Below are 21,879 nucleotides of genomic sequence, written 5' to 3'. Positions count from 1 at the left end.
ACTTTCTAATCGGTTAATTCAAAAAAAGCGATGGTAATGGCCATCGCTTTTTCTTAATTTAATTGCGTGATTCCTGAATATAAATAGCTGATATAACAGTTTGTAAATTTAAAAAGATAATAATTTACTCGACTTCTCCAACAAAACTATTCGATTGCCCACCGTTTATAGGCGCGATTAAAACTCGATATAGAGGAGTAACCCAGTTTTTTTGCGACGTCATCTTTGGTGATAAAAGGGTTCAGGAGCATTTTTTGAGCTTTTGACTTACGAACATCATCATAAAGGATTTGGAAGCTTATATTTTTTTCTTGCAACATACGTTGTAAGGTTCGCTTGGTAAGATTTAATTTTTTTGCAACTTGATCAATGCTTAACAAGCCTTCAACTTCATCATCAATCAGTTGTTTGACGCGATACAGGATATCTTGTGTTGTCGCTAAATCATCTAATTCTTTTTGACAAAGAAGCTTAAATTTTTCGGAAGTGAGTGGGTCTGACATGCTCAAGGGCATTTCTAAAAGCTGAGTAGAGGTAATTAAGCAGGTACGAGGTTGCTCGAAGCGGATTTGTTCAAAAGTCGAGCTTAGTATCTCTTCAAAACGAGAAAAATATTCTGGATATTTACACTGTAAATCTATACTCGGTTTGAAGCTTGGAATGAAAAATCTGACCAAATATACAAAGCCCGTTAGAAAGAAAACACAGCTAAACTCATATGCTTGTAAGTCAGCACGATCATCAAAATCAATCGCAGTACCGTCATAAATAATATGGTAATAGGCGCGTTCTTGCTCGATGTTAAAACTTAACTCAACAAATGAACATTGCAAACTGACAAATTGATTGATGGTTTCAATAGCATCCAGCGGATTTTTTGAGATTGCGACTGTAAAACCAAGCAAACCATGTGAGCTAATTTTTAATTGACGGCCTGCGAAGAAACCAAGGCCTTGTTCTTTGGTGAGTTCAATCGAGCGCGCAATCACTTTTTTAAATGAAGAAAGACTAATTTTATAATTCAGATCGTTTAGTTTTTCTATTTCAACACCAGTGCCCCAAAACAACTCTGCAACAGTGATATCCCACTGTGAGACGACTTCACTAATCAAGTGAGCATAAGAACTACTAATGAAATGCTGATGAAGATGGCGAGGAATACTCATAACGCTACTCAAATTCCTTTTGAAAGCTTATTTGATTTAATTTGAAAATAATGTAGCACACGTAATTTCAAAATGTACACTCATCGGAATTTTGTCACTTAATAAAAAAATTGGCGCGTGATGTTATGATTTTGGCGCAGTTTGTTTTAGTCTAAAAATCACACAATATTTCTTGCGAGTATACTTTTGCAAGTCTTTTGTAGATTTGGAATGATTCCTTATACAAAGTTTAAAGACGATATTGTTGTTATAAAAATGAAAAATGCTTGGAGCAAAAACGTGAAAAAAAAATATCTAAACGCTATGACTTTGATGGCTGGCATGCTGGTGAGTAGCGGATCTGTTGTTCATGCTGGTTTGTTCGATTTTCTATCACCAAAAGCATCATGGCAAAATTGTAATGTGAACTCCTGTTCCGTTGGCGGAAGTGCAAGGGTGACATCTGACTATGCAAAAACCAAATATCCTATTTTGTTAGCACATGGGATGGCTGGTTTTTCGGCTGTTGGCCCAATGCAATACTGGCATGGGATTACAGAAGACTTGGTTGGAAATGGTGCAAATGTCTTTGTGGCACAACAAGCATCCTTTAACTCGTCAGAGGTTCGTGGTGAGCAGTTGTTACTCCAAACCAAACAGGTTTTAGCGATTACAGGTGCTGAAAAGGTAAATCTGATTGGACATAGCCACGGCACACATTCGATTCGATATGTGGCAGGTTTATTACCGAATAGAGTTGCATCTGTTACAGCAGTTGGAGGTCCAGTTAAAGGTTCAGATGTTGCTGATGCAGTATATGCCTTTACTCAATCTCCAGTTGGCCCTGCAGCAACTCCTGTGATTGCAGCGGCGGTGGATGCATTTGGTGCATTGATTGGTATCGGTTCTGGTAATTATTATGACCAAGATGCGTTGGCAGGGCTTAACTCACTAACGACAGCTGGATCTGCTGATTTTAATCAACGCTTCCCAGCAGGTGTACCAACAACAGCCTGCGGATCAGGTACGGAGCTTGCAAGTAATGGGGTTCGATACTATTCATGGAGTGGAACAAGTCCATTTACCAATGCTTTAGATCCAATGGATTATGCATTAACAGCGACATCATTAATAATACCGGGTGAAAGTGATGGTCTTGTTCCTCGTTGTTCAAGCCATTTGGGCACAGTAATACGTGATAACTATGCATTTAATCATTTAGATGAAGTCAATCAGGTCTTAGGGCTGGTGGGCTTTTTACAAAATCCTGTGACACCATTTCGTCTCCATGCTAACCGCTTGAAAAACCAAAACCTTTAAAAATATGATCAAGGGAGTAATGGATTTACTCCCTTGATTTAACATAGATTCAATAATTAATTAGAAAATAGAGTAACGGAATATGAGTGCTAAGGTATTAAATAATAAAATAATAATTTTTTTAAGTATCGCGTGTTTGTTTGTTTTGTTGACCCTAATCTATTGGGCTTTTAAACCTGAAGATCAAAATAAAAGCAGTCAAAATGATCTGCATACTCAAAGCTTGATGAAAAATAATATTCTGCCTAGTGGTGGGAATGAAAGTAAGACTGGGAAAATGCCTACGCTTGCGCCGTCTTTACAGGGCACTCAAATTGATTGTCCGATTCAAGTTGATGCAAAGGGGAAGTTGATTTTAACTGTTGGTATTCGCAGTTGTTTTGATTATTTCTTTTCGAGTTTGGGAGAAAAGACTGAACCTGAGCTTATTTTAGATATTCGCCAATACTTAAGCGCAACTTTACCTGAAACGGCTGCAAGTTATGCAAGCTATTTACTTGATCAATATGTGGCCTATACTCATAGCTTGAAGAACCTTAGAACCAGTACTCATTTTAAAAGTGATGAAATTGATAAGTTTCAAAATATCATTGATCAAATGGCGAAGTTACAACAACAGTTTTTTAATGAGGCTGAAATTCAAGCTTTTTTTGGGAATGAAAGAAGTCTGAATCAGTTTAGTATTGATCAAATGCGCATTCACGCTAATAAGAGTTTAACTACGCAGCAAAAGGCAATGGAGTTGGCGAAGATGATTGATCATTTACCCGAAACGATGGCAGATGGTGTGAGAGTTTCAATGCAATTTTCTGAATTACAGCAATTAACCCAAGAGATTCAAGCGAAAGGTGGATCAGCGCAAGAGTTGCGGAATATGCGCGAAAGTTTATTGGGGCCAGAAGCTGCTGATCGTTTAGAAAAAGTTGATCATGAAGAAGCTATCTGGCAAAAGCAGGTCAATCATTATCTGTCAGAGCGTCAGCGGATTTTGCAAAGTGACGTGGATGATGCAAACAAACAGAAATCAATTAACCAACTTCGTAACAGTACATTCGGTACTAAAGAAGATTTATTGAGAGCGCAGTCTTATGAAATTATGCATGATCAGAAGAAGTAAGGGGTGAAGCCGCCTAAGCGGCAGTGAACATCCCACGCTCTACCCATGTTTTATTTCTAGCTTTTCTAAGCTGCCTATGCGGCAGTGAACAGATTATGTGAACTAATTCACTATCTTTGATTTTTCTAAGCTGCCTATGCGGCAGTGAATATTACTGGTATTACGAGTTGGCATTTTGGAGTTTTCTAAGCTGCCTATGCGGCAGTGAACTATGTAAAAAATGACACTGACGGCATCATTGCTTTTCTAAGCTGCCTATGCGGCAGTGAACCCAGATCTGTGATTTCGTTGAATTCACTTAGATTTCTAAGCTGCCTATGCGGCAGTGAACTTCTCTTACTGCTACAACTGCTTCAATTTATCTTTCTAAGCTGCCTATGCGGCAGTGAACGGTTGTATGACGAGTTAGAGCAAGCGCTCAAGTTTCTAAGCTGCCTATGCGGCAGTGAACGTGCTCTTATCTGCAATGCGAATGATGTACATTTTCTAAGCTGCCTATGCGGCAGTGAACAATGATGTTCGCTTTTATCTTACAGGTGTTTTTTTCTAAGCTGCCTATGCGGCAGTGAACGGGGCGCGCGTGAAGACTTGCTTCGTTTACGTTTTCTAAGCTGCCTATGCGGCAGTGAACAACGGCGTGTACTGGGAACCTTGTGTAAACATTTTCTAAGCTGCCTATGCGGCAGTGAACGCCAAATAAATTAAACGCATGTCTACCCCGTTTTTCTAAGCTGCCTATGCGGCAGTGAACTGAATCACTAATTTATAATAATCTGTTATATATTTCTAAGCTGCCTATGCGGCAGTGAACTATAAAATAGCATAAATAAATTAAGCAAAAACATAAAGTTGAACGCTAATTTATGTAAATACCCAAAGTTTTTACACTGTATCGTAACTTATTGATTTTATTAGGCTGTTAAAGAATAATAAAAATATTGGGGTAAAAGTGTGAGTTTGTCAAAGTAAAATCATTGAAGATATAACACTTATTTCTTTGCTAAATCATTTTGCACATTTAAAATCAAGAATAAGTGATTCATTTGAGAAGAAAGAACGTGTCTGACCATCAAGAAAATGCATTTGAACTGAGTGACGATGAGATGCATCTATATAGTCGTCAGATTCTGTTGGATGGTTGGGATATTGAAGCACAAGAAAGACTGAAACTAGCTAATGTTCTGATTGTCGGTGCAGGGGGTATCGGTTGCACAAGTGCCGAATTGCTTGCTCGTGCGGGCGTAGGAAAGATAACGATTGTTGATGCCGATAGTATTGAAATGAGCAATCTACAACGACAGATTGCGTTTACCTCAAATGATTTGGGACACTACAAAGCAGAAGTTCTAGCTAAACATCTACAAGATATTAACCCACATATACAAGTCAACTATCAAAATATACGATTTGATGAAACGAATGCTGATGATTTAGTACAGCACCAAGATGTAGTTTTAGATGGTTGTGATAACTTTACTACCCGATATCTAGTAAATTTAACTTGTAGAAAGCAGCAAGTCCCACTGATTAGTGCGTCTGCGATTGGTTTTGAAGCACAATTATTTATGGTGGATACCGATTCAGCTTGTTATGAATGTCTATTTCCTAAAGAACAGCAAGCAGATGAAGGCTTGCGTTGTGCTGAATCTGGGGTACTAGCGACCACACCTGTAATGATAGCGTCATTACAAGCACATCACACTTTGCTTTATTTAGGCTTGGGTTTAACACCGCTCAAGCAAAAACTGTTACTTTGGAATGGTTTCAACCTTTCACAGCGCATTCTACAATTTGAAAAAGATGCAAATTGTCCAGTTTGTCAGGCAACTTGATCGGTAATATCAGCAAACTTTGCTAAACTAATGCCATTTTCGAGACAATGAAAGATTATGAAAAGAAATATTTTATTTGATGGACTACGCTCTGTTGCACGTATTGGTGAGACAGTTATGGTTGCGGCACAAGCAGGTGTGAAATATGCAACCGAAAAACCGAGTAACGCTAAACTCATGCGTGAAACCTTTGAATCATTAGGTTCAACTTATATTAAGCTCGGACAGTTTATTGCCAGTACACCATCTTTATTTCCTCGTGAATATGTTCAAGAGTTCCAAGGTTGTCTAGATCAAACCCCAACGTTGCCATTTAGTTATATTCAAGGCGTTTTGGCTGAAGAGTTTGATGGCAAAAATCTCAATGAGATTTTTAGTTTTATTGATGAAAAACCGCTTGCTTCAGCATCAATCGCTCAAGTACATGCTGCTAAATTAGTCACAGGTGAAGACGTTGTATTGAAAGTACAAAAGCCTGGGGTTGAAACCATCTTATATACGGACTTAAATGTTGTACATTGGGCTGCAAAATTACTAGAAAAAGCAGTTCCAAAGATTAAATTTGCATCTTTGTCCGAAATCGTAGATGAGATCAAAACACGTATGGTACGTGAAGTCGACTTCATTGAAGAAGCACAAAACCTCGATGATTTTGTTCAATACCTCAATGTTTCAGGCAATACTGCTGCAACTGCACCAAAGGTTTATCATCAGTTTTCAACACGCCGTGTTTTAACGATGCAACGTTTGTACGGTGTGTCATTAACGGATTTTGATGTTGTTAAACAATATGCAAAAGATCCAACACAAGTTTTAATCACAGCAATGAATACTTGGTTCGGTAGCTTAATGCTATGTAAAAGTTTCCATGCTGATCTGCATGCTGGCAATCTGATGTTGCTTGAAGATGGGCGTGTTGGTTTTATTGATTTTGGTATTGTTGGGCAACTCAATCCTGCGGTGTGGACAGCGTGTATGGCATTTATGGATGCTTTGCAGCATACCAATTATACCGCTATGGCTGAAAACATGCTCAAGATGGGAATGACCAATAAAAAGATCGATACACAAGTCTTGGCTGATGATTTAGAGCGTTTATTTAGCGGCGTATTATTGGCTGACCCTCAAGAAATTTTGAGTTCAAATCCAGCTGATTTGAATGACATTATGATGGATATGATCGGTGTCGGTGAGCGTCATGGGATCAAATTCCCGCGTGATTTCGCTTTACTATTCAAGCAAATGTTATATTTTGATCGTTTCATGCGTATTCTTGCACCATATACCGATATTTATGCTGACCAACGTCTGAAAATGGTTCACAATATCGAACCTGCTTCGTTTTTAAAGCATTAATTTATTTATCGGTTCATTATTAGGTCATTATGGATGCCATTATTATTGAAGGATTAAAGGTGGATACGGTTATTGGTTGTTTCAACTGGGAACGCCAAATTATTCAACCTTTAATGTTAGATCTCACCATTCATAATGATCTCAGTCAGGCTGCAAATTCTGATGAGTTAGATGATACTCTTAACTATGCTCAAATTTGTGAACTTGCAGCCGAAGTGATTCAACAAGCTCAGCCCAAACTCATTGAGCATGCGGCTCAGTTAGTGCTTGATCGTTTATTTTCTACTTTCCCTTCAGTCGAATCTATTATTATCACGATTCGCAAACCTGCAATCATTGCACAAGCTCAAGCAGTAGGAATTCGTCTTGAACGCAACAGAAACGATTTTTGCGCTCGCACTGGCGAGTAATGTTCAGCAACAGCAAAATTTTACTTTTGCTTATACTCAACTTGCAGATTTAGGTACGGTGAAGTTTTCTCCGATTTATCAAATCCCATGTCGTGATGGGATTGGTGCTGATTATTGGAACTCAGCGTGTTTATTGCAAAGCCATCTGCCTGTTGATGAAATAATAGAGATACTCAAAAAATTTGAAGCGCAATCGGGGCGTATTCGTCCATCGCACCATATCAGTTTAGATATCGATGTAATTGCTTGGGGCAATACTTTAGACAATATGCAATTTAATCCAAAAAAGTTACCATTAGCATTAGACGTAAAAATTCCTTTAAGCGATTTATGGCAGCAAACTGCATTAAGTTATGACCAAAATATACAGTATCCTGTCATTACAATATAATTTTTTATAAATAATAGCGAATAATTAGGAAGCGCTTTATGAAGACTATTTTACTCGGTTTCACTTTGGCGGTTTTACTTTCTGGCTGTGCGTCAATGAGTGTTGAGCAATGTAAAACAGCAAATTGGTTTAATGTCGGTGAGAAAGATGGTTCGGCTGGGCATGCATCTCGTTTAGATAAATATTATTCATCTTGTCAAAAAGCCAATGTTGTTCCAAATCAAAGCTTATATGAAAAAGGTTATCAGAAAGGCTTGGGTTATTATTGTCGACCTGAGACCATTTTTAATGAAGCATTAGATGGTCGTGGTGATTTTAGGGTTTGTCCAATCGAAAAACGAGAGTCATTGCGTAATTATTACCAAGTTGCAAATGCTTACTATCAAGCAGACTCAGAATTCAATCGTTCACAAACTGACATAAATCATTATCTCAAAGAATTGGAGCGCAAAGATCTATCGGTTAAGGATCGTGATGATTATAAAAAGCGTTTATATGATTTAAGAATAAATAGTAGTCGGGTGCAATCACGCTATCACGATGCAGTTCGAAACTTAGAGCGCTTTAAAGCAGAGCATGGTTTAAACTAATTACGAACAATTTCTAAAAAAGCCTATGGTTTATTTCATAGGCTTTTTTTACTTTTAGAGTCAACATTTAAATTACAGACCTATTATATGATTGATGTTTAAATAAATAATTGATGAATAGAACATACAAGGGTGCACTATGCAAATGAAGCTGATGATTGCTGGTCTTATCTCCTGTGGCGTTATGAATTCTGCTTATGCAATCGATGCCAAATATAGACAACAATTGGAATTTTCAGGCTGTACGCAAGTAAGTGAATTACAAGGCTGTGATATTAGCAAAACTAAAGAAGAAAATATCAAAGCTGGATTCGTTCAATCTAGTACAGTGGTAACTGATCAAAATACATCAATAAGCCAGCCGCAGTGGATCGCTGAACGACGAGATGGAACATCTTTAGCTCGGATCAAAATTGATCAGCAACAGCGTATTTGGGTAAATGATCTAAGAGTTATAGCTGTAAAAAATCGTGATCAAATCAGTTTTAGGCAAGGAAAAATTAACTATACGATTTTTACAGATACAGAAAAGCAATCTCAAAGTTTTTGGTATGATCGTTATTCAAAAGATAAGGGAAAAATTGTATTTAAATAAAATTACTTAAAGTTTTGAAAAAATAGGGGAATTGTGATTTCACAATTCCCAAGTCTAAATTTTATAAATAATAACTGGTTTTAGTCATCAATTTTGAAATGGCGGTCATGGTGATACGCACGGGCGCTGGTAGTTCAACAACGCCACCTGCTTGTAATGCGGTGTCGCGATGCTGTAATTCATCCTCATTCATTTGCTCTAAGATCTTACGGGAACGGTCATCGTGTTTAGGTAGTTGTTGAAGATGCTCTTGCAAATGTTGACTGACTTGGCGCTCAGTTTCCGCGACGAACCCTAAACTGTATTTATCACCTGCAATTCCTGCAATTGCGCCCATGCCATAAGATAACCCATACCATATTGGGTTTAAGACACTGGTATGACTATCCAACTCTTTTAAGCGGTCCTCGCACCAAGCTAAATGATCTTGTTCTTCAATCGCAGCGTGTTGCATTTCTTCACGGACATGTGGAAGTTTTGCTGTCAATGCCTGACCGTGATAAAGCGCTTGTGCGCATACCTCACCACTATGGTTTACCCGCATTAAACCCGCGACATGGCGTGCATCGCTGACGCATAATTGTGCAGCTTCGTTATGTGCAGGATTGGCGCGCTGAGAGGCGGTCGCACCCGGAACTAAACTGCGTAATGCTTGGTCAAAGGAGTTAATGAGTTGGTCGAGACCTGTGTACTGACGCATAGATTAATCCTCTAAAGTATTGGGAGCGTTTTCCAATAAAGGTTTTAGGCGTTTTAATAACCAGAATGAATAAATTGCACTTAAAACCGCAGTAATCGTAAATAATATTTTAATATCAATTTTTAAGATGCTTAAGATTAAAATTGAGAAAATTGCTGAAGAGACCATAAATATAGCATTGAGAATGTTATTAGCAGCAACCACTCGAGCACGATGAGAGCGTGGTGAATAAGCTTGCATCATTGCATATAAGGGTACGATATAGAATCCACCGCTAATGCCAAGCAAAGTGACTGCAAGCATAACATGATAATACACAGCACCTTCAGTAAAGACATCTTTTAAGCTCAGTAGTTCACCCGTACGTTCTGGTACAAACGCCAAGCTAGCAGCCAAATAAAGCGCGAAAATGGTTAAACCAATCGCGCCATACGGAACCATTCTGATATTAATGTCAGTTCCACCAATTCGTCTACACAGCAAAGAACCGACACCAATACCGACAGAGAAAAAGGTGAGTAGTAAGCTGACGACATTCTCTGAAGCATGAAGATTCTGTTGAGTGAGTTGTGGAATCTGAGTTAAATAGGTCGCCCCATAAAACCAATACCAAGAGTTACCGAGCAAAATCATAAAAATAACAGGAATACTTTTCGCGTATTTTACTGTTTGCAGGCTTGTACGAAAAAAGTTCCAGTCTATTTTTAAATCTGGTGCCGCAACTTTTTGCGGGAGAATAAATCGACTACACAAATAGCCTAAGCAAGCAATCGTAACAACCGTAATACTAATCCATAATAAATTGCCTGCTGAAGTTGCAATCACAGCACCGCCCAAGATCATCCCGAATAAAATGGCGATCGATGTGCCTGACTGGAATAGCGCATTTCCTGACATGAGTTCATTTGGTTTTAATATTTCAGGGAGGATGGCGTATTTGATTGGGCCAAAACAGGTTGAATGTGTTCCCATTAGAAAAAGAGCGAATAATAGTAACCACAAATTACCGAGCAAGAAACCTGCGGTACCGATCAGCATGATCACGATTTCAAGTAGCTTAAGCAAACGGACGAGCTGTGATCTTTCATATTTATCAGCAACTTGACCAGCAGTTGCTGAAAAGAAAAAGTAAGGCAAAATAAACAGTAATGCAGCTAAATTATTGAGTGTACTTACGGCTGCGGTTTGTTGTTGAATCCAACCATAAGTAATGACTAAAAGAAGGGCTTGCTTATAGACATTATCATTCAGCGCGCCGAAAAATTGAGTGAAAAACATCGGGGCAAACCGACGTGATGTCATTAAGCGCTCATCTTGTTTCATCATGTGTTCACTTCATTGTGATTTATAAAAAAATGTGACGTAGTGTAAATTTACTAAATAATACATGTATGATACTTTCATGTTTGATTGGATGAAAAATCAAAGATTTGAAGCGGTTTTCAACCATCAAAAACGATAAATCTAAAAAGTAAGTTTAGAGTACTACATGCTATCTAAATCTAAGTTTAAACAGTCAACATTGGTTCATTCTATGCATTTAATTTTTAAAATGCAGAGCTTTCCTAAACTTATTTGTAGTGGTTTTTTGATTAGTTGTTTTATATCAAATGCTTATGCGGAAGATCAAGTTGCCGAAGCGATTGAAAATCAAACAATTGAGCGGATGAAAGATCAGGTTAAAAGCATTCCTGCTCCAGAAATCCCAATTCAAGCCTTTCAAATAGATCAACAAAATTTCAATCCAGCACAAGACAGTGTGGCTGCACTAAAACAACAAGAACAGTCAGCACATCAAATTGATGTGTTGCAGCCGATCGATTTGGATGAAAATTTAGACAATTTGCCAGTGATCACTGTTGATCAAAATATGGCAAATGAAATCTTTCAGGTTGCCGAAGACGCAAAAAATCAAGCACAGTCACATCGAGCAGATACTGCAAAGAACACAGATATTTTAGTCAACGAAGCAACACAAACTGAGCTCACCGAGATCAGTCAGGCACCTATTAATATTGATCAATTGATGAAGGATATCCAAACCGATAGCCAGATCATTGTTGAAGCAAATGAATCAGGTAAGACACTGTCTGAATTTCAGGTGCAAACAGATCAAGAGCAAGAAAAAGTCGGGTTCTTTAAAAGAGTTTTGAATCGATTGCGCCCAGAAAATTTGCTCGGTGCTGACAGAATTCCGCGTATTAGTGCGGATGTGACAGGTGCTCCACCTGTGCTTGCTGCCAACATCAAAGCAAAGCTATCCAGTTTTACACAGGAGGCTTTCGAGGAGTTCAATGTCGCTTTGCCTCAATTGAGAGTATTGACCAATCAAGCGGCGCAAGCAGTCGGCTATTATGATTCAACCTATACCTTTGAGAAATTGAGTGATAGCAAAGTCAAAGTGAACGTTGTTCCAAATGAACCCGTTCTGATAAAAGAACAAAATATTGAATTTACTGGCGCGGGTGAGAATGTCCCTCAATTTCAAGTTATTGGTTTAATTCCTGAGCAGGATGAAGGTGATATTTTCAACCACGGTAAATATGAGGCAACCAAAAATAAAATTGCAACAACAGCGTCAGACAATGGTTTCTTTGATGCATTTTGGCGATTACATGACGTTAAAATTAGCCAGCCTGAGAAAACAGCAGAAATTAATTTAAAGTATGAAACAGGCGACCGGTATAAACTCAAAGAAGTCCAATATAAAATGAGTGATCCGAGCAAGCCATTACCACTGACACAAAAAGTGCTCGATAGCCTCGTGCCTTGGAAAGAGGGTGATGATTATGCTTTTTGGCGGGTTAATCTTTTAGCAAATAACCTAACCAATACGCGTTATTTTAATTACACGTTGGTCGATACCATTAAACCTGATCTGAACCAACCACCTTTAGAGTTACCGCCTGACTTGCAAGCATTGGTCGATCAACAACGTATCGAGCAATCTCAGCTCTTAAATACTCAGCAAAAAGCTGACTTAGCGCGACAGAAAGTGACCTCTGCCGAAGAAGTCACCCAAGATGTTGTAGATGAGTCCCAGTTCTCAGGGAGTGAACCAGCAAAAGCTTATTCTTTGGCACGTTCGATGCCAAGCGTACAGGATGACAATCAAGAGCGGCAGCAACAAGAAGAACAAGCGCGTTTGGATAAAAAGATTCCGGTTGTAGTCACCTTAAATGCCGATCGGTTAAATAGTATTGAAACAGGTGTGGGTTATGGTACGGACACTGGAGCGCGTATTCGTTCTCAGTATCGTCGTGCAATAGTCAATAAACATGGTCATGCCTTTGATGCCAACATCGAGGTTTCGGAAATACGCCAGTCTATTGATGGACGTTATAGCATCCCTTATAAGCATCCACTCAATGACTACTTTAACCTTGTCGGAGGTTATGAGCGTGAAACTCGAGATGACATCGGTCCTAATATCGGTTTGTTAGTTGAGTCTGCTGTACTTGGTGGTGAACGTGTAATTAAGAATCCACTTGGTAATTGGCAGCATACTTTTGGATTGCGCTATCGCTTAGACCGCTTAACTGAAAAAGGGAATGTTGATATTTCGGAGTTACCCGATGCCTTTAAAGCAGCAGGTACAAACTCTGAGCAACAATCGTTACTCTTAGGTTATGAAATTTCTAAGACAAATACGAATACTCGTTTAAATCCAACCAAAGGCTTTAAACAAATTTATAAACTCGAATTAGGAGCTGAGTCACTCCTTTCAGATGCCAATATGGCGATACTGGGAGCAGGTTGGAGATTTATTTACTCGCTAGGAGAAAATGACAATCATCAATTTGTCGGGCGTGGTGATGCAAGTTATATTTTTACCGATGATTTTAATAAAGTCCCTTATAATTTGCGTTTCTTTACGGGCGGGGATCAATCTTTACGTGGATTCGATTATAAAAGTCTATCCCCAGAAATAGATGGATATAAGATTGGTGGGCAGGCGTTAGGTGTTGGATCGTTAGAATATAACTATCAATTTAAAGATGGTTGGCGTGCTGCAGTTTTTTCTGACTTTGGTAATGCTTTTGATAAAGATTTTAGTAATCCAACTGAATATAGTGTAGGTGTTGGTATCCGTTGGAGATCTCCAATTGGTCCGATTCGTTTGGATGTTGCATCGGGTATTTCTAATGAAAACCGCCCAATTCGACTGCACTTCTTTATTGGATCACAACTTTAAAGACTTTTTATAACCCTTTAAAAGCGAAAAAAATTTAGGTTAATTATGACGGAAGCAGACCAGCAACTTACACCTCCAACTGCACCAAGACGAGAACGGCGTATTCTTCGGAGTATCGTGCTGGTGGTGCTGTTCATTCTTTTATTCTTGGTCAGCTCATTATTTGTGATGATGTCAACAGATAAGGGAAGTCGTTTTTTACTCGATCGTGTGCTACAAAACCAAAAAATAATTCAATACGAATATGAAGGTGGCAATTTATTACGAGGCATTATTCTAAAAAACGTTTTGGTAAAATTAGAGGCCGTTGATGTTTCTTTGGATCGTGCAGACGTTTCCTTGGGTTGGCGTGCGATTTTAAATAAAGAGGTGCATTTGAGTCATGCGGATATCTCCAACCTCATCGTTATAAATAAAAAGCCGCCATCAGGAAAACCATTCGATTTTGCGCCAATCAAACTTCCGTTTGTACTTCGTATTGATAAAGCTACTTTAGATCATTTGGAAATAAAGACCACAACTGCAAAAATTGATTTTAATGATATTTATTTAAAAGATGCACTTTGGTCAGATACGAAATTAGAGTTTGAAGACTCTCGTATGGATATGGGGTATTTGGCGGTTAAAAATGCCACAGGTCAAATGGATTTTAATGGTAAGTATCCTTTAGATCTAAAAGCAGATCTGATTATTCCATCACTAAAAAGTATTGACGTTGAGACGATCAAGGTCGTGGCTACAGGTACATTGGATACCATAAGAGCAGGCGTGGCGACCCATACACCAGATTTGTTGACGGGTTGGGCTGTGATTCATCCTGTGCGTGATCAGGTGCCTATGAAAGGTGCATTGTTATTCAAAAACTATCATCTTCCGATATTGAAAGAGCAAAAACTTTTTGCGAAAGATGGTATCGCTAGATTTAATGGTGATATTGATAAACTGATTTTGAGCTTGGATACTGACCTGAAAGGTGAGCAACTTCCCGAAGGCAAGTATAATGCGCTCATGGAAACAGACCTTAAAAATCAACTCAACATCCAAGACTTTAATGGTCAGTTAATGGGTGGATCGGTTGGATTAAAAGGCTTTGTAAATTGGAATGAACAAGTGTCATGGGATATAAAAGGGCGATTAGATCGCTTAAACCCAAAAGATAAAACGCTACCGCAAATTGCTCAGGATTTTTTGCCGCCAAGCTTGGATGCAAATATAAGCGCTGTAGGCTCATTGGAAAATGGGCTAGCACTCAATGCGCAGCTTGCCTTTGATAAGTATGAAACTTGGCAGGTCAAATTAAATCAGGCAGAAGCAAAAAATAATAAACCTCAACCGATGGTGTTAGATATTGCTTGGCGAGGTATAGATCGAGCGATGCCTTATATTGGTTGGTTAAGTAGCGCGGAAGGTCAAACCAATGTGACCTTAAGAGAAGATCAACAAGACATTTATCTTACAACGACTGTACGTCCCAATGAGCAAGGTTTATTGCCAGCAGGGAAATATGATGCAAAAGTTGATTTGAAATCGAATGTTCTAAATGTCGAAAATTTCCTTTATCAAGCGGATAAAGGTAGCTTAACTGGACAAGCGACAGTTAAATTACCACATGAAAAGCAGCAACTGTCATGGCAAGCCCAACTTAAAGCACAAGACTTTAATCCTCAAACAGTCGCGACTGCAGCACCTGTAAATCTACTGAATGGTGAAATCAAAGCGTCTGGTTTTGCAAAACCGAACCAACAGATTATACAACTTGAAAATATTGATCTAAAAGGACAACTTGCTCAAGCTAATCAAAATGAAACGATTGTGCTCAAAGGAAAAAGTACAACGACGTTAATGTTTGATGATGTTCAGGCAGGCGGTGGATTTAAACGTTTTTCGGTAGATTATGATGGTTCGTTAAATGCTTTGAATCAAGGCAACGGGCTGTTAAAGATTAATATTGCAGGAACACCGACCGAGATTCAAATTAATGAGTTAAAGCATGATGGTGTTGCAGGCAAAATGTTTGCAACAGGTAAAGTCGATCTTAAAGATAAGCTTGGTTGGAACATGGAAGTGTCTTTAGTCCGATTTAAGCCTCATTACTTTGTTTCTAGTCTTAAAGGTGAACTCTCAGGTCATGTAAAAACGCAAGGCGTTTGGTCAGATCAAGTGAAACGCGTTGATATTCGAGAACTCAATGCAGCGGGTTTTCTCAACAATAAGCCTGTACGCGGTCGTGGTAATCTGTCTTTGTTACTGGATTCAAATCAGACTGGTTTCTTACCACAGCAGTTTGAAGCAAACAATTTATTTTTTGCTTATGGGCAGAACCAACTTCAAGCCACTGGAAATGCACAAAGTTTACAATTTAAGATAAATGCACCTGCATTATATGAGTTATATCCTGGCTTACGTGGACGTGCTTACGGCAGTCTAAATGTACAGTCACAACCACGACTTAAGGCGACTGCAAATATTGCTGTCGATAATTTTGCTTTCAGTGACTTGGCAAGTATCAAATCATTGCGTGTCCAAGGTGAGTTACCAACTTCAGAAACAACAGCAACACAATTGACTGCAACATTGGATCATTTACGCAGCGGAAAACGTGAAATTGAAAAGGCAACGATCAATTTAGCGGGCACGCGAAAAGCGCATTTGTTAAAACTAGAAAGTAAAAATGCGCACACCAATTTTTATGTACAGCTTGCTGGTGGTTTTAATCAAAACAATGATTGGCTAGGTGAAATCCAGAAAGGAAGGTTCAACTCGCGCCGCATTGATCTTGCCCAAAATCAAAATACGCCTGTTATCTATACGACAGCGCGATCTGAGTTATATGTCGGTCAGCATTGTTGGCAAAGTGCAGAAAGCCAATTGTGTTTAGATCAACCTGCTCGTATTAGTAAAGAAAAAGGAAGTTTTTCGTTTATTACTAAGGATCTCGATCTAAAAGACTTTGCCGCGTTTATGCCTGAAGGTTTGGCTGTAACTGGACAGTTAAATGGTTATGCAAAAGCATCTTGGGTAAAAGGCACTCGCCCTAAATTAGATTCACGTTTAGTGACACGCAAAGGTGAGATTGGTTTAGCCGCAGAAGATCCACAAGATATTGCAACGACAGTGACCTATGAAGAGTTAAGCTTAATTGCAAAAAGTGTCAATGATGGACTTCTGTTCCGTGTCGATATGAAAACACCTGATATTGGAACTGGGTATGCCAACGTTGTAGTCGATCCATTTCAATCGGGTATGCCTATGCGTGGGGAAATTGCTTTTGATGATGTACAACTGAAAATCTTTAAACCATTTATTAAAGATGTACGCTCTATGGCAGGCACATTAGCGCTTGCAGGTAAAATTAATGGCACACTGACTCAGCCACAATTTACGGGCGAAATGCGTTTGAAAAATGGCGCAATTAGTATGATTTCATTGCCTGTAAATTTAACCAATATGCAGCTTTATTCATCTATTCGCCAAGACTCGGCAAGTATTGATGGTGCATTTAATAGTGGTCAAGGCGTTGGGCGGTTGAAAGGAAGCTTTGATTGGAAAGATAAACCACATTTGGCACTGACTTTAAAAGGTGACAACCTCTTGGTTCGCCAAGCTCCAATGATTACAGCAATTGTTAAACCAGATCTCAGTCTAGATGTTTATCCATTTGACCAGCGATTAAGTTTGAAAGGTACAATTGATGTGCCGCGTGCTCGAATCTCTATGCCAGAGTCAACAGCAAACGTCGTGACGCTTTCACCAGATGTTCGCGTTGTTCATCAAGGACAAGATTTGCTTGCGACATTAAAGGCATCGAAACCGTGGGATATTCGTGCGGATATGACCCTCACTTTGGGTGATCAGGTTATTTTCCAAGGTTTTGAAAGTAATATTCCATTGGTTGGGCGTTTACATTTATCACAACGTGGTTTGGAAACAGCCATGCGAGCCAATGGTGCAATTGGTGTCAGTCAAAAAGTAAAAATTGAAGCATACGGTCAAAGCTTAGACCTAAATCGAGCGATTGCACGTTTTAATGGTCCACTTGCCAATCCAACGCTTGATATTGATGCCAATAAGCCCGTTCAAGGCAGTATGGTTGGGATACGTGTGACAGGCACCGCGACTGTTCCGAATATTCAAATCTATAACGATGCCGGTCTGTCTGAGCAAGAAGCATTGAATGCGTTATTGACAGGGCGTATCAATGAAGGGAGCAGTGGTCTAAGTAATACTGAAGGATTTAAGTCGGATGTAAACAATACCATTGCCGCAGCGGGCATTAGTATGGGCTTAGGCGGCACACGCGCACTCACCAACCAAATTGGACGAACCTTTGGTTTAAGTGGCTTAGCACTTGATGCGCAAGGAACAGGAGATGATACCCAAGTCAGTTTGACAGGGTATATTACCCCAGATCTGTTTATCCGCTATGGTATCGGTGTATTTACCCCTGTAAATAAATTGACCTTACGCTATCAAATGAATCGCCGCTTATATCTTGAGGCTAGCCAATCTTTGGAACGAGCGATAGATATATTCTATAATTGGCGATTCTAAATTTTATATCAGACCTGTTTTATGTAAATAAAGCAGGTTTTTTTATTTATAGTCATTTCTACCAAGCTTTGGCATATTCTTAAAAACGAATGTTTGAATATGAATGAGAATACGATCTTTTATTAGATAGAGAACGATTTATCCTTGTAAGTGGCGTTAAATGCCAAAAGACAGGCAATACCATGTATAGTAGTGACGGATTTGTATGTTTTTATTGCTAAAAGGTCAGTTTCAAATGCGTCCTTTTGCAAAATAATTCAGTTTTAGTATGATGTGCGCATCAAATTAGCCGTAGTATGATCATGAAAAAAGTTTTGTTGATTGCAATAGGTTTAGTTTTGGTCGGTTGTGCTGAAAAAAAACCATTAACACCCGAAGAACAATGGCATGGCTATTGTGTTAGTGTCGGCAATGCAGCGCGTTCTATTACGTTGGATCGTCAAAATGGAATTGAGCAAAAGCAAGCAACAGAACATGCTGGCAAAATTGAAGATGAAACAACACGAAAATTTATCTTTGAAATTATTGAAAATGTATATGCGATGCCTGTAGATCAAATAAAAGCAGATCCAGAGGCTATACGCGACAAATTGAAGCAGCAATATACGGATCAGTGTTTAGCTACTCCACACGATAAGCTACCGAGTTATAAGTCATTTTAATGTGTTAATCGAAAAGACAACAACGTTGTCTTTTTTTATGTTTGTAATATTTTATTAGGCTTTAGAGTAAGACCAAAGCGGTATTTAAAAGGTATGAACATTTCGCTATAAAATAATGGTCATCACGTAGATATACGGCAGTTGCATTAACTTTTAACGCGAAGTCTAGTAAAATTTTGCTGTCCATATTGCTTGTAGAGCTTGTACAAAGCTGGAACCTACAAGTAATTTATTAAAGAAGAGGAATAACACTGTGCTAGAAGCTTACCGCCAACACGTTGCAGAACGTGCCGCACTCGGAGTCCCACCGAAGCCACTTGATGATGCTCAAACTGCTGAACTCGTAGCATTATTTAAAAACCCACCGGCAGGTGAAGAGGCATATTTAGTAGATTTGCTTGAAAATCGTGTTCCAGCAGGTGTTGACCAAGCTGCTTATGTAAAAGCTGCTTTCTTAGCTGCGGTTGCAAAAGGCGAAGCGACTTCTCCACTTATTACTAAAGAACGTGCTGTTTACTTACTTGGCACGATGCTTGGTGGTTATAACGTAGCACCACTTGTTGAACTTCTTGACAATGCTGAACTTGCAGGCTTAGCTGCTGAAGCATTGAAAAAGACGCTTCTAGTATTTGATGCATTCCATGATGTTGCTGAAAAAGCGAAAGCTGGCAACGTAAATGCAAAAGCTGTTTTACAGTCTTGGGCTGATGCGGAATGGTTCACAAGCCGTCCTGACGTTCCAGAAGAAATTAAAATCACTGTGTTCAAAGTAACTGGTGAAACCAATACCGATGACTTGTCTCCTGCACAAGATGCTTGGAGCCGTCCAGACATTCCATTGCATGCGAATGCAATGTTGAAAAACGAACGTGATGGTATCAATCCTGAAAAACCAGGTGAAGTTGGTCCATTAAACCAAATCAAAGAATTGATTGCGAAAGGCAACCAAGTTGCTTACGTAGGTGACGTTGTTGGTACGGGTTCATCTCGTAAGTCTGCAACGAACTCAGTGCTTTGGTTCTTTGGTGATGAACTTCCACACATTCCAAACAAAAAAGATGGTGGTGTGTGCTTAGGTTCTAAAATCGCGCCAATTTTCTTTAATACAATGGAAGATGCAGGTGCGTTACCTGTAGAAATCGACGTTGCCAACATGAATATGGGCGACGAAGTTGTATTGAAAATTGACCATGCTGCTGCAAAAGTAACTGCATTCAAAGATGGTGTACAAATCTCAGAAGCAGAACTTAAAACTCCTGTACTTCTAGATGAAGTACGTGCTGGTGGTCGTATTAACTTGATCATTGGTCGTGGTTTGACTTCAAAAGCACGTGACGAATTAGGTTTAGAACCTTCTACATTGTTCCGTACGCCAGTACAACCTGCTGACACAGGCAAAGGCTTTACTCAAGCGCAGAAGATGGTTGGTCGCGCATGTGGCTTAGCTGAAGGTCAAGGTATCCGTCCGGGTACTTACTGTGAACCTAAGATGACCACTGTTGGTTCGCAAGATACAACGGGTCCTATGACGCGTGATGAGTTAAAAGACTTAGCTTGCTTGGGCTTCTCTGCTGACTTAGTCATGCAGTCTTTCTGTCACACTGCTGCATATCCAAAACCAGTTGACGTAACTACTCACCATACATTACCTGACTTCATCATGAACCGTGGTGGTGTATCTTTACGTCCAGGCGACGGTATTATCCACTCTTGGTTAAACCGTATGTTACTTCCTGATACCGTTGGTACAGGTGGTGACTCGCACACGCGTTTCCCAATCGGTATTTCATTCCCAGCAGGTTCTGGTCTTGTTGCTTTCGCAGCTGCGACTGGTGTTATGCCACTGGATATGCCTGAATCTATCCTTGTTAAGTTCAAAGGTAAAATGCAGCCTGGTATCACTTTACGTGACCTTGTACATGCGATTCCTTACTATGCGATTCAAGCAGGTGACCTGACTGTTGAGAAGAAAGGTAAGAAAAACATCTTCTCTGGTCGTATCCTTGAGATCGATTTATCAGAAATGGAAAATGACTTGACGGTTGAGCAAGCATTCGAACTTTCTGATGCGTCTGCTGAACGTTCTGCTGCTGGCTGTTCGATCACACTTTCTGAAGAGAAAGTTGCTGAATACTTACGTTCAAACATGACCATGTTGAAGTGGATGATCGCTGAAGGTTATGGCGATGCGCGTACTATGGCACGTCGTGTAGAAAACATGCAGAAGTGGTTAGACAACCCAAGCTTGTTAAAAGCGGATGCTGATGCTGAATACACTAAAGTGTATGAAATCGATCTTGCTGACATCAAAGAACCAATCCTTTGCTGCCCGAATGACCCAGATGATGCGAAGCTTCTTTCTGACGTTCAAGGCGACAAAATTGATGAAGTATTCATCGGTTCTTGTATGACTAACATCGGTCACTTCCGTGCGGCTGGTCAGTTACTTGATAAAGTACCAAGTGGTTCATTAACGACTCGTTTATGGTTGGCTCCACCAACACGTATGGATGAACATCAGTTGATGGAAGAAGGTATGTATAACATCTATGGTCGTGCTGGTGCGCGTACTGAGATGCCGGGCTGTTCATTGTGTATGGGTAACCAAGCACGTGTAGCACCGAATACGACATGTGTATCTACTTCTACTCGTAACTTCCCGAACCGTTTAGGTCAAGGTGCAAACGTTTACTTAGCTTCTGCTGAGCTTGCATCTGTAGCTGCTGTTCTTGGTAAATTACCAAGCCCAGAAGAATATCAACAGTACGCGTCGCAAATCGACAGCGCTTCTGCTGACATCTACAAATACTTGAACTTCGACAAGATGAGCGAATATACAAAAGAAGCTGATCAAGTTGATACCAAGAAAATCCAAGCTGCTCAATTGACTTAATGAGCTAGGATTAAGAAAAGCCGAAAGGCTTTTCCCTGAGAAGTGTTACTTCGCAAGAAGAACAAAGCTATGCTTTGTTTGAGCAAAAAGCTAAAATAAGGGCTGATGATTCAGCCCTTATT

General features: G+C 39.5%; 15 protein-coding genes and 1 CRISPR repeat array. Of the genes, 12 read left to right on the top strand and 3 right to left on the bottom strand.

Translation table 11 applies throughout. From position 1 onward, the window contains the following. Positions 1-146 precede the first annotated feature (146 nt). A complete protein-coding gene (locus tag MMO38_RS07420) occupies positions 147-1,166 on the bottom strand; it encodes an AraC family transcriptional regulator (RefSeq protein ID WP_241323117.1) in 1,020 nt (339 codons plus the stop codon). Positions 1,167-1,445: 279 nt separating this feature from the next. Here MMO38_RS07420 and MMO38_RS07415 point away from each other — a divergent pair, with 279 nt between their 5' ends. From MMO38_RS07415 to MMO38_RS07380, 8 genes are all read left to right on the top strand, one after another. Beyond that, positions 1,446-2,465 (top strand): triacylglycerol lipase, encoded by a 1,020-nt coding sequence (locus tag MMO38_RS07415; protein ID WP_241323116.1) that lies wholly within the window; start codon positions 1,446-1,448, stop codon positions 2,463-2,465. A gap of 82 nt (positions 2,466-2,547) precedes the next feature. Further along, complete coding sequence (locus MMO38_RS07410) at positions 2,548-3,582, top strand: lipase secretion chaperone (RefSeq protein WP_241323115.1); 1,035 nt, start codon at positions 2,548-2,550, stop codon at positions 3,580-3,582. A 1-nt stretch (position 3,583) separates the two neighbouring features. Continuing rightward, a CRISPR array of direct repeats spans positions 3,584-4,393; the repeat unit is 28 nt; unit sequence TTTCTAAGCTGCCTATGCGGCAGTGAAC. Positions 4,394-4,640: 247 nt separating this feature from the next. Beyond that, the gene (locus MMO38_RS07405; protein ID WP_241323114.1) at positions 4,641-5,414 is read left to right on the top strand and encodes a HesA/MoeB/ThiF family protein; all 774 of its coding nucleotides are present in this window, start codon (positions 4,641-4,643) and stop codon (positions 5,412-5,414) included. Positions 5,415-5,471: 57 nt separating this feature from the next. Next, positions 5,472-6,770 (top strand): AarF/UbiB family protein, encoded by a 1,299-nt coding sequence (locus tag MMO38_RS07400; RefSeq protein WP_241323113.1) that lies wholly within the window; start codon positions 5,472-5,474, stop codon positions 6,768-6,770. 29 nt (positions 6,771-6,799) lie between these two features. Then, positions 6,800-7,180, top strand: coding sequence for a dihydroneopterin aldolase (gene folB, locus MMO38_RS07395; RefSeq protein WP_004670700.1), 381 nt, complete (start codon positions 6,800-6,802; stop codon positions 7,178-7,180). After that, the gene (locus MMO38_RS07390; RefSeq protein ID WP_004670701.1) at positions 7,137-7,571 is read left to right on the top strand and encodes a 2-amino-4-hydroxy-6-hydroxymethyldihydropteridine diphosphokinase; all 435 of its coding nucleotides are present in this window, start codon (positions 7,137-7,139) and stop codon (positions 7,569-7,571) included. The genes folB and MMO38_RS07390 overlap by 44 nt, the downstream gene beginning before the upstream one ends. Positions 7,572-7,609: 38 nt before the next feature. Continuing rightward, entirely contained in the window at positions 7,610-8,161 is a 552-nt protein-coding gene (locus tag MMO38_RS07385; RefSeq protein WP_241323112.1) for a DUF2799 domain-containing protein, read from the top strand. A gap of 139 nt (positions 8,162-8,300) precedes the next feature. After that, complete coding sequence (locus MMO38_RS07380; protein ID WP_241323111.1) at positions 8,301-8,756, top strand: hypothetical protein; 456 nt, start codon at positions 8,301-8,303, stop codon at positions 8,754-8,756. A gap of 61 nt (positions 8,757-8,817) precedes the next feature. Here MMO38_RS07380 and coq7 read toward each other — a convergent pair whose 3' ends face one another. Further along, the gene (gene coq7, locus MMO38_RS07375) at positions 8,818-9,456 is read right to left on the bottom strand and encodes a 2-polyprenyl-3-methyl-6-methoxy-1,4-benzoquinone monooxygenase (RefSeq protein ID WP_241323110.1); all 639 of its coding nucleotides are present in this window, start codon (positions 9,454-9,456) and stop codon (positions 8,818-8,820) included. Between the two features lie 3 nt (positions 9,457-9,459). Continuing rightward, the gene (locus MMO38_RS07370; protein WP_241323109.1) at positions 9,460-10,782 is read right to left on the bottom strand and encodes an MFS transporter; all 1,323 of its coding nucleotides are present in this window, start codon (positions 10,780-10,782) and stop codon (positions 9,460-9,462) included. Positions 10,783-10,945: 163 nt separating this feature from the next. On the opposite strand from MMO38_RS07370, the gene MMO38_RS07365 reads away from it, so the two are divergent. The 4 genes from MMO38_RS07365 (at position 10,946) to MMO38_RS07350 (ending at position 21,757) form a co-directional block, all read left to right on the top strand. Further along, positions 10,946-13,651 (top strand): BamA/TamA family outer membrane protein, encoded by a 2,706-nt coding sequence (locus MMO38_RS07365; protein WP_241323108.1) that lies wholly within the window; start codon positions 10,946-10,948, stop codon positions 13,649-13,651. Between the two features lie 45 nt (positions 13,652-13,696). Further along, on the top strand, positions 13,697-18,202 hold the full coding sequence (locus tag MMO38_RS07360; protein ID WP_241323107.1) for a translocation/assembly module TamB domain-containing protein: 4,506 nt from the start codon (positions 13,697-13,699) through the stop codon (positions 18,200-18,202). 302 nt (positions 18,203-18,504) lie between these two features. Continuing rightward, the gene (locus MMO38_RS07355; RefSeq protein ID WP_004670708.1) at positions 18,505-18,864 is read left to right on the top strand and encodes a hypothetical protein; all 360 of its coding nucleotides are present in this window, start codon (positions 18,505-18,507) and stop codon (positions 18,862-18,864) included. A gap of 253 nt (positions 18,865-19,117) precedes the next feature. Further along, positions 19,118-21,757, top strand: a complete 2,640-nt coding sequence (locus MMO38_RS07350) for a bifunctional aconitate hydratase 2/2-methylisocitrate dehydratase (protein ID WP_241323106.1) — start codon at positions 19,118-19,120, stop codon at positions 21,755-21,757. Positions 21,758-21,879 lie beyond the last annotated feature (122 nt).

It is taken from the genome of Acinetobacter sp. NIPH 1852 (assembly GCF_022549455.1).
Lineage (GTDB): Bacteria > Pseudomonadota > Gammaproteobacteria > Pseudomonadales > Moraxellaceae > Acinetobacter.
Note: the sequence above shows the minus strand (reverse complement) of the source record. Positions and strands in the feature narration are given on the sequence as shown.